This is a genomic window from Cupriavidus sp. WS (assembly GCF_000395345.1).
In the GTDB taxonomy this organism is placed as follows: domain Bacteria; phylum Pseudomonadota; class Gammaproteobacteria; order Burkholderiales; family Burkholderiaceae; genus Cupriavidus; species Cupriavidus basilensis_B.
Genome location: NZ_AQPL01000254.1, coordinates 1 through 9,197, shown reverse-complemented (window position 1 = coordinate 9,197; position 9,197 = coordinate 1). Strand labels below are relative to the sequence as shown.

Genomic DNA, 9,197 nt, shown 5'->3' with positions numbered 1-9,197 from the left:
GCTGCCACAGGGCAGCCCGGCCCCTTTGCTTTCCTGCGCGCCGCTTCCGCGTTGCCCCGCGGCGTCCCGCGCGGGCGCTTCACGCATTGTTACCGCATCGGTCACGCTAACCGGCTAGAATCGGTCCCTTTGGCCGAATTCCCATGTGGTTCAAGAACCTCCAGTTGCACCGCCTGTCCGCGCCGTGGACCCTTGCCGCCGACGAAGTCGAGGCCGGCCTCGCGCGCCACGCCTTCTTCCCGGGCACCAGCCTGGAAATGCAGACCCAGGGCTGGGCCTCGCCGCGTGAAAACGGCGCGCTGGTCCACCTGGTCGGCAAGCAGATGCTGCTGACCCTGCGCACCGAGAAGAAGCTCCTGCCCACCACCGTGGTCAACCAGGTCACCAAGGCGCGCGCCGCCGAGATCGAGGAGCAGCAGGGCTTCAAGCCCGGCCGCAAGCAGATGCGCGAGCTCAAGGAACAAGTCACCGAGGAACTGCTGCCGCGCGCCTTCAGCATCCGCCGCGACACGCGCGTGTGGATCGACCCGGTCAACGGCTGGCTGGCCATCGACGCCGCCGCCCCGGCCAAGGCCGACGAAGTGCGCAGCCTGCTGTTCAAGTCGATCGACCCGCTGCCGCTGGAAACGCTGCAGGTCAACCTGTCGCCGGTGGCCGCCATGACCGAGTGGCTGTCCAGCGACACGGCGCCGGCCGGCTTCACCGTGGACCAGGAGATCGAGCTGCAGTCCAGCGCCGAGAGCAAAGCCACCGTGCGCTACGTGCGCCACCCGCTCGACCCCGAGGACCTGCGCCGCCACATCGCCGCCGGCAAGCGCTGCACGCGCCTGGCGATGACCTGGAACGACCGCGTCTCCTTCGTGCTGACCGAATCGCTGGCGGTCAAGCGCGTGGCCCCGCTGGACGTCATCAAGGAGCAGGCCGATCCGAGCGCGCGCGACGAGGACGAGCGCTTCGACGGCGACTTCGCCATGATGGCGGGCGAGCTGGCCGGCCTGCTGGCCGACCTGACCGCGGCGCTCGGCGGCGAGCGCAAGGCGGGCGAGGCGGCCGAGCGCAAGGCAGCCTGAGCCCGCCGCGGCTCACACAGGGCCGAGGTGCGCGGCCAGGTAGTCGATCAGCACGCGCACCTTGGGCGGCAGGAAGCGGTTGGGCGGATACAGCAGCCACACCGGCCCGACGTAGGCGCGCGCCTGCAACTCCCAGTCGGCCAGCACGCGCACCAGCGTGCCGTCGCGCAGCGCCCCGGCGGCGGCGAACTCCGGCAGCGCGGCGATGCCCAGGTCCTGCTGGGCGGCCTCCAGCCGCGCGCCGGCATGGTTGGCGATATAGCGCCCCCTCACCTCCACCGCATGGACCTGCCCGTCGCGGCGCAGGCGCCAGCGGTTGTCGTCGGCGGTCTCGCCGAGATAAAGGCAGTCGTGCCGCGCCAGCTCGCGCGGATGCGCGGGCGTGCCGCGCGCGCGCAGGTAGGCCAGCGACGCGCACAGCACCCAGCGCACCGCGCCGAGCCGACGCCCCGCCAGCCCGGGCGGCGGCTGCCCGGTCAGCCGGATCACCAGGTCGAGGTCGTGCTCGAGCGGATCGACCTCGTGGTCGGTGAACACCAGCCGCAGGTCGATGCCGTCGTGCGCGCGCAGGAAGCCCGGCACGAGCGGGTGGATCACCGTCTTGGCGAACGCGGTCGGCGCGCTCACGCTGACCGTGCCCTGCGGCCGCGCCGCCAGCTGGCCGGCGGCATCCACGGCGCCGGAGGCCGCGCTCACCATGTCGCGGCAATGGCGGTACACCTGCGCGCCCGACTCCGTCATGCGCAGCTTGCGCGTGGAGCGCTCCAGCAGGCGCGTGGCCAGCGCCTCCTCCAGCCGCTTGATCTGGCGGCTCACCGTCGACGGCGTGCTGCCCAGCTGGCGCGCGGCGAGCGAGAAATTGCCGGCGTCCACCACGCGCGCGAACACCGCCATGTCGGGCAGCAGGGCAAGGAAATCGGTCGGGTTCATCGGCACTCCGGCGCGGCGGCGGTGGCGGGCGGGTAGCGCCCGGATCTGTGCATCGGCGACATGAAAGCTGTGCACGCAGACCCGATTATCAGCGCCAGCGCAAAACCGGACAATGTCCCTTCCGCCCTTCACGCCATCCCGGAACCGACCATGCCCACCCCGACCTCCTCCAGACGCCTGCTGATGCTGTCCGACCTCATGCTGCTCGCCGTCGCCATCGTGTGGGGCAGCAGCTACGGCGTGGTCAAGGGCGCGCTGGCCTTCTACCCGGTGCTGGGGCTGCTGGCCCTGCGCTTCGGCATCACCTTCGTGCTGCTCAGCCCGGCGCTGGCCGCGCTGCGCCACGCCGACCGCGCCGCCCTGCGCGGCGTGCTCGGCACCGGCGTGCTGCTGCTCGGCATCTTCCTGTGCGAAACCTTCGGCGTGCTGCTCACGCGCGCGGCCAACGCGGCCTTCCTCATCAGCCTGTGCGTGGTGCTCACGCCGCTGGTGGAATGGCTGCTGCTCAAGCGCCGCCCGGCGCGCCTCGAATGGGCCGCGGTGGCGCTCTCGCTGGCGGGCGCCTGGCTGCTGGCCGGCGACGGCGCGCTCGCCTTCAATCCCGGCGACGCGCTGATCCTGGCCGCCGCGGCGCTGCGCGCGCTGATCGTCTGCGCGACCAAGCGCGTCATGCGCGCCGCGCCGCTGCCGGCGCTGACGGTGACCGCGGTGCAGTCCGGCGTGGTAGCCGGCGGCAGCGCCGCGGTGGCGCTGGCGCTGATGCCGGCGCAGTGGCAGCCGCTGCCCGCGCTGGCCGGCCACGGCGCGTTCTGGGGCAGCGTGATCTACCTGGTGCTGGCCTGCACGCTGTTCGCCTTCTTCGCGCAGAACTACGCCATCCGGCGCAGCAGCCCCACGCGCGTGGCGCTGCTGATGGGCAGCGAGCCGGCCTTCGGCGCGCTGTTCGCCAGCCTCTGGCTGGGCGAGCGGATTTCCGCCACGGCCTGGGCCGGCGGCGGGCTGATCGTGGCGGCGTCGCTGCTGGCGACGGTGCGGTTCGGCAAGGCGGAGCCCGCGCTCGCCGCGCCGCCGGCACAGGCTTGAGCGCCATCGGCTAAGCTTGCCGCTACCACCGGCCAGGAGACGCCAGCATGACGATGACCGAGCAATATGCCGCGCACGAGCCCGCGCGCGCCGAGATCGACGCCCTCCGCGGCCCCGCGCTGATCGAGTTCGGCGCGCCCTGGTGCGGCTACTGCCTGCGCGCCCAGCCGCACCTGGCGCGCGCGCTGCAGGCCTACCCCGGCGTGCGCCACGTCAAGATCGAGGACGGCAGCGGCCGGCCGCTGGGGCGCTCGTTCCGCGTCAGGCTGTGGCCCACGCTGGTGTTCCTGCGCGACGGCGCGGAAGTGGCGCGGCTGGTGCGCCCGGACGGCGCCGAGGCCATCGAGAAGGCGCTGCGGCAGATCGGCGGCTGACGGCCGCGCGCGGCCGGCGCGGACAAAAAAAACCCCGCATGCCACAGGCATGCGGGGCTTGTCGGCAGTTGCCGGGCGACGGCCCGGCGGCGCCTCAGTCCCAGCTCAGCGCGCCGCCGGTCTGGTACTCGATCACGCGCGTCTCGAAGAAGTTGCGTTCCTTCTTCAGGTCGATCATCTCGCTCATCCACGGGAACGGGTTTTCCTCGTTCGGGAACATCTGCTCCAGGCCGATCTGCTGGCAGCGGCGGTTGCAGATGAAGCGCAGGTAGCCCTTGAACATCGGCGCGTTCAGGCCCAGCACGCCGCGCGGCATGGTGTCCTCGGCGTAGCGGTATTCCAGGTCCACGGCCTTCTTGAACAGTTCGGTGAGCTCGGCCTTGAACTCGGCGGTCCACAGGTGCGGGTTCTCGAGCTTGATCTGGTTGATCAGGTCGATGCCGAAATTGCAGTGCAGCGACTCGTCGCGCAGGATGTACTGGTACTGCTCGGCGGCGCCGGTCATCTTGTTCTGGCGGCCCATCGCCAGGATCTGCGTGAAGCCGACGTAGAAGAACAGGCCTTCCATGATGCAGGCGAACACGATCAGCGACTTGAGCAGTTTCTGGTCGTTCTCGGGCGTGCCGGTCTTGAACGACGGATCGGTCAGCGTGTCGATGAACGGGATCAGGAACTCGTCCTTGTCGCGGATCGACTGCACCTCGTGGTACGCATTGAAGATCTCGGCTTCGTTGAGGCCGAGCGACTCCACGATGTACTGGTAGGCGTGCGTGTGGATCGCTTCCTCGAAGGCCTGGCGCAGCAGGTACTGGCGGCATTCCGGCGCGGTGATCTGGCGGTAGGTGCCCAGCACGATGTTGTTGGCGGCCAGCGAGTCGGCGGTGACGAAGAAGCCGAGGTTGCGCTTGATGATGCGGCGCTCGTCCTCGGTCAGGCCGTTCGGGTCCTTCCACAGCGCGATGTCGCGCGACATGTTGATTTCCTGCGGCATCCAGTGGTTGGCGCAGCCGGCCAGGTATTTTTCCCAGGCCCACTTGTACTTGAACGGCACCAGCTGGTTGACGTCGGTCGAGCCGTTGATCACGCGCTTGTCGGCCACGTTGACGCGGCGGTCGCTCTGCACGGCGGCGGCGTTCGCATGGTTGCCGAGGATGCCCGCGCCGGCCGGCTGGGTGGCGGCAGGCGGCAGCACGCCTTGCTGGTCGGCGCCGAGGCCGGCTTGCAGGGCGGGTTGGGAAGCGGGTTGGGGAGCAGGCTGCGGTGCGGCCTGCGGAGTGGCTTGAACGTCGTCGTCCCAGCTCAGCATGATGTGGTTCTCCGTGAAATTCTTCAGTGGGCCGCACCCGCGGCCCACTCTGGGCTTACGGGGGCGGCTTTCAGCTTACTGGCAGGCTTCGCACTCTTCGAAGCCGGGGTCGCCCGGGCGCATCGTGCAGACCGCGCCTTCGGCTTCCGGCATGACCGGCGCCGAGGCCGCCGCGCGGTCCAGGCCGGAGGCGGCCAGGCCGCCGTCGCTGCCCGACGACACGGCGTTGAGCGAGCCGCGCGACACGGTGGATTTCTCCACGTGCGTGGCCGCCATCGTGCGCAGGTAGTACGTGGTCTTCAGGCCGCGCAGCCAGGCTTGCTTGTAGGTGTCGTCGAGCTTCTTGCCCGAGGCGCCGGCCATGTAGATGTTCAGCGACTGGGCCTGGTCGATCCACTTCTGGCGGCGGCTGGCCGCTTCCACCAGCCAGCTCGGCTCGACTTCGAACGCGGTGGCGTAGATGTCGCGCAGGTCCTGCGGGATGCGGTCGATGCGCGACAGCGAGCCGTCGAAGTACTTCAGGTCGGCGACCATGACCTCGTCCCACAGGCCGCGCGCCTTGAGGTCGCGCACCAGGTAGTCGTTGACCACGGTGAACTCGCCCGACAGGTTGGACTTCACGTACAGGTTCTGGAAGGTCGGCTCGATGCAGGCCGACACGCCGATGATGTTCGAGATGGTCGCGGTCGGGGCGATCGCGATGCAGTTCGAGTTGCGCATGCCGTGCTGCTTGATGCGCGCGCGCAGGCCGGTCCAGTCCATCGACGAGGACATGTCGACTTCCAGGTAGCCGCCGCGCTCCTCGGCCAGCAGCTTGAGCGAGTCCTGCGGCAGGATGCCGCGGTCCCACAGCGAGCCGTCATAGCTGCTGTAGCGGCCGCGCTCCTCGGCCAGCTCGGTCGAGGCCAGGTAGGCGTAGTAGCACACCGCTTCCATCGAGGTGTCGGCGAACTTGACGGCCGCGTCGCTGGCGTACGGCAGGCGCAGCACGTGCAGGCAGTCCTGGAAGCCCATGATGCCCATGCCGACCGGACGGTGGCGCAGGTTGGAATTCTTGGCCTTGTCGACCGCGTAGTAGTTGATGTCGATCACGTTGTCGAGCATGCGCATGGCGGTGCGGATGGTCTTCTCGAGCTTGGCGTGGTCGAGCACCTGGGTGCCGTCGGCCTGCTGCTTCAGGTGCGCCACCAGGTTCACCGAACCCAGGTTGCACACGGCGATCTCGCTCTCGTTGGTGTTGAGCGTGATTTCCGTGCACAGGTTGGAGCTGTGCACCACGCCCACGTGCTGCTGCGGGCTGCGGATGTTGCACGGGTCCTTGAAGGTGATCCACGGGTGGCCGGTCTCGAACAGCATGCCCAGCATCTTGCGCCACAGCTGCATGGCGGGGATCTTCTTGAACAGCTTGAGCTCGCCGCTGGCGGCCTTGGCTTCGTAGCCGAGGTAGGCGGCCTCGAAGGCGCGGCCGACCTTGTCGTGCAGGTCCGGGCAGGTGGCCGGCGAGAACAGTGTCCATTCGCCGTTTTCCATCACGCGCTTCATGAACAGGTCGGGAATCCAGTTCGCCGTGTTCATGTCGTGGGTGCGGCGGCGGTCGTCGCCGGTGTTCTTGCGCAGCTCGAGGAATTCCTCGATGTCCAGGTGCCAGGTTTCCAGGTACGCGCACACCGCGCCCTTGCGCTTGCCGCCCTGGTTGACCGCCACGGCGGTGTCGTTGACCACCTTGAGGAACGGCACCACGCCCTGCGACTTGCCGTTGGTGCCCTTGATGTGCGAGCCGAGCGCGCGCACGTTGGTCCAGTCGTTGCCCAGGCCGCCGGCGAACTTGGACAGCAGCGCGTTTTCCTTGAGCGCCTCGTAGATGCCTTCGAGGTCGTCCGACACGGTGGTCAGGTAGCACGACGACAGTTGCGAGCGGCGCGTGCCCGCGTTGAACAGGGTCGGCGTGGACGACATGAAGTCGAACGACGACAGCAGCTGGTAGAACTCGATGGCGCGGCCTTCGCGGTCCTTCTCGCCCAGCGCCAGGCCCATCGCCACGCGCATGAAGAAGGCCTGCGGCATTTCGATGCGCGTCTCGTCGATGTGCAGGAAATAGCGGTCGTACAGGGTCTGCAGGCCGAGGTAGTTGAACTGGAAGTCGCGCTGGGCGTCCAGCGCGGCGCCCAGGCGGGCCAGGTCGAAGGTGGCCAGCTTTTCGTCGAGCAGCTCGGCTTCGATGCCGCGCGCGATGAACTTGGGGAAGTAGTCGGCGTAGCGCGACACCATCTCGGTCTGGGTCACTTCGGTGCCCAGGATTTCCTTGCGGATGGTGTGCAGCAGGATGCGCGCGGTGACCTGGCTGTAGGCCGGGTCCTTCTCGATCAGGGTACGCGCGGCCAGGATGGCCGAGTCGTAGACCTGGGTCATGGGCACGCCGTCGTACAGGTTCTTCAGCGTTTCCCGGAGGATCGGCTCGGCGCTGACGGCGTCGCCGAGACCCGAGCAGGCGTTGTCGATCAGCGCGTGCAGCGAGCTCACGTCGAGCACGCGGGCCACGCCGCCGTCGCTCACGTTGAAGGTGGCGCCGCCTTCCTGCACGCGGGCAACCGCCTGGGCATTGGCCTGGGCGCGTTCCTGGGTGCGCTTCTCGCGGTACAGCACGTAGGAGCGGGCCACTTCATGCTCGCCCGAGCGCATCAGCGCCAGCTCGACGTGGTCCTGCACGTCCTCGATATGGAAGGTGCCGCCGCTCGGGCGGCTGCGCAGCAGCGCGCGCACCACGTTCTGGGTGACGAGCTCGACCACCTCGCGCACGCGCGCGGAAGCGGCACCCTGCCCGCCGTTGACGGCCAGGAAGGCCTTGGTCACGGCCACCGAGATCTTGCTCGGCTCGAACGCCACCACGGCGCCGTTGCGGCGGATGATCTTGTAGTCCTGGTAGTTGCCAGCGCCGGCAGCAGCGGGGCTCGACTGCGGGTTGGCTGCGACACCGGCGGCGACGGCGCCGGTGGAAAATTCGTTCTGGGCTGTCTGCATGAGGAACTCCTGTTCTTACCCGTGTTTTATGAGTGACAAAGAGTCCCGAGCAAAAAACCGCAAGATGGAACGGCTCGCCCGGCCCTGACCGGCCGGGGCGAACTGCATTGCTGGATTCTGCTGGGACTCTTGTGACGCGCCAGTCCTCGGGCGGACCGCACGCTACGCGCTGTCGCGCCGCGGCGGTAACTGCACACCTAGGCTGGCTCCCCGAAAAGCACCACTAGATATAGTGGTCGATGCGAAAAACTGGACTAAGTATAGTGAAATGAAGCGGCTTGACCAGTCTTGACAAGCGCCTTTTTGAAGCGGAGCCGGTGGCGGCGGGGGCATGCGGTCCCGCACCAAACCCGCCAGCCCAAGAGACGCAAGGGATCCCGCCCGGCGGTACGTTACCGCACCATGAAAAGAAATTTTTTCGATTGCCCGGGCCGCTTCGATAGGGGCCGGACTTTATCAGGGTTTTCCCTTGCCCGCTCGATCCCCCCAGAACGCGCGGCGCGGGCTTGCCTCAGGGCCGCCCTTTGCGGTAGGGCAGCATCCCGGAAGCCAGGCCGGCGGCCGCCGCGAAGGCCGCCCAGTCGAAATGCGGGCCCGGATCGGTCTTGCGCCCCGGGGCGATGTCGCTGTGCCCGGCCAGCGCGCGCACCGGGTAGGCGGCGAGCAGCGCACGCACCAGCGCCGCGGCGGTGTGGTATTGCGCCAACGTGAACGGCTGGTCGTCGCTGCCTTCGATCTCGATGCCGATGGAAAAGTCGTTGCAGCGCGGCCGGCCGAGGAACTCGGACTGCCCCGCGTGCCACGCGCGGTCCAGGCAGGACACGAACTGCACCAGCTCGCCGGTGCGCGTCACCAGGAAATGCGCCGAGACACGCACCTCGTGGATGGTGGCGAAGAACGGATGGCGCGACGGGTCGAGCCGGTTCTGGAAGAAGGCCTCGATGTCGCCGCTGCCGAACTGGCCGGGCGGCAGGCTGATGTTGTGGATCACCACCAGGTCCACCGGCAGGCCGGCCGGGCGCGCGTCGAAGTTGGGCGACGGCACGCGGCGCGCGGCCGGCACCCAGCCCGCGGGGTCGGGGCGGAAGGCGGCCGGGGCGGAAGGCACGGCGGCGCCGTGGACGTGCTCAGGCATCGCGCCCTCCGTGGGCGGCGGCATCCAGGCCCTCGCCGCCGGCGTCGTCGGCGGCATCCTCGCGGCCTTCGCGGATGCCCAGCTGCTGGATGCGGTAGCGCAGCTGGCGGAAGCTCAGGCCCAGCAGCGGCGCCGCCGCGGTGCGGTTGAAGCCGGTCTGCTGCAGGGCCTGCAGGATGAGGTCGCGCTCGAGCGCTTCCAGGCGGCCGGGCAGGTCGATCGGGAAGGTGACGCGGCCGGCCTCGCCGGCGGCGTCGCCCGGCGCCGGTTCACCGTACCCG

8 protein-coding genes are annotated in these 9,197 nt (G+C 69.1%); 3 read left to right on the top strand and 5 right to left on the bottom strand.

The features are described 5' to 3' along the window. Positions 1 to 143: 143 nt before the first annotated feature. Entirely contained in the window at positions 144 to 1,070 is a 927-nt protein-coding gene (locus K206_RS0120540) for a recombination-associated protein RdgC (protein WP_020204271.1), read from the top strand. A 12-nt stretch (positions 1,071 to 1,082) separates the two neighbouring features. On the opposite strand, the gene K206_RS0120535 is transcribed toward K206_RS0120540, so the two are convergent. Beyond that, the gene (locus tag K206_RS0120535) at positions 1,083 to 2,000 is read right to left on the bottom strand and encodes a LysR family transcriptional regulator (protein WP_020204270.1); all 918 of its coding nucleotides are present in this window, start codon (positions 1,998 to 2,000) and stop codon (positions 1,083 to 1,085) included. Between the two features lie 150 nt (positions 2,001 to 2,150). On the opposite strand from K206_RS0120535, the gene K206_RS0120530 reads away from it, so the two are divergent. Further along, a complete protein-coding gene (locus K206_RS0120530) occupies positions 2,151 to 3,083 on the top strand; it encodes a DMT family transporter (protein ID WP_020204269.1) in 933 nt (310 codons plus the stop codon). 47 nt (positions 3,084 to 3,130) lie between these two features. Continuing rightward, entirely contained in the window at positions 3,131 to 3,457 is a 327-nt protein-coding gene (locus K206_RS0120525; RefSeq protein WP_020204268.1) for a thioredoxin family protein, read from the top strand. A 94-nt stretch (positions 3,458 to 3,551) separates the two neighbouring features. On the opposite strand, the gene K206_RS0120520 is transcribed toward K206_RS0120525, so the two are convergent. The 4 genes from K206_RS0120520 to K206_RS38850 form a co-directional block, all read right to left on the bottom strand. Further along, on the bottom strand, positions 3,552 to 4,763 hold the full coding sequence (locus tag K206_RS0120520; RefSeq protein ID WP_029043871.1) for a ribonucleotide-diphosphate reductase subunit beta: 1,212 nt from the start codon (positions 4,761 to 4,763) through the stop codon (positions 3,552 to 3,554). 75 nt (positions 4,764 to 4,838) lie between these two features. Next, positions 4,839 to 7,781 carry a ribonucleoside-diphosphate reductase subunit alpha gene (locus K206_RS0120515; protein ID WP_020204266.1) on the bottom strand — a complete coding sequence of 981 codons (2,943 nt, stop codon included), beginning with the start codon at positions 7,779 to 7,781 and terminating at the stop codon, positions 4,839 to 4,841. A gap of 511 nt (positions 7,782 to 8,292) precedes the next feature. Further along, positions 8,293 to 8,916 (bottom strand): 1,6-anhydro-N-acetylmuramyl-L-alanine amidase AmpD, encoded by a 624-nt coding sequence (gene ampD, locus K206_RS0120510; protein WP_052165945.1) that lies wholly within the window; start codon positions 8,914 to 8,916, stop codon positions 8,293 to 8,295. Then, positions 8,909 to 9,197: helix-turn-helix domain-containing protein (locus K206_RS38850; protein ID WP_043366943.1), on the bottom strand; the 289-nt coding region annotated here is incomplete at its 5' end. The genes ampD and K206_RS38850, both read right to left, overlap by 8 nt.

Bases quoted from the DNA above. Each gene is read 5' to 3' on its own strand.
- K206_RS0120540 (WP_020204271.1), top strand. From the start codon at position 144: ATGTGGTTCAAGAACCTCCAGTTGCACCGCCTGTCCGCGCCGTGGACC.
- K206_RS0120525 (WP_020204268.1), top strand. From the start codon at position 3,131: ATGACGATGACCGAGCAATATGCCGCGCACGAGCCCGCGCGCGCCGAG.
- K206_RS0120530 (WP_020204269.1), top strand. From the start codon at position 2,151: ATGCCCACCCCGACCTCCTCCAGACGCCTGCTGATGCTGTCCGACCTC.
- K206_RS0120515 (WP_020204266.1), bottom strand. From the start codon at position 7,781: ATGCAGACAGCCCAGAACGAATTTTCCACCGGCGCCGTCGCCGCCGGT.
- K206_RS0120520 (WP_029043871.1), bottom strand. From the start codon at position 4,763: ATGCTGAGCTGGGACGACGACGTTCAAGCCACTCCGCAGGCCGCACCG.
- K206_RS0120535 (WP_020204270.1), bottom strand. From the start codon at position 2,000: ATGAACCCGACCGATTTCCTTGCCCTGCTGCCCGACATGGCGGTGTTC.
- ampD (WP_052165945.1), bottom strand. From the start codon at position 8,916: ATGCCTGAGCACGTCCACGGCGCCGCCGTGCCTTCCGCCCCGGCCGCC.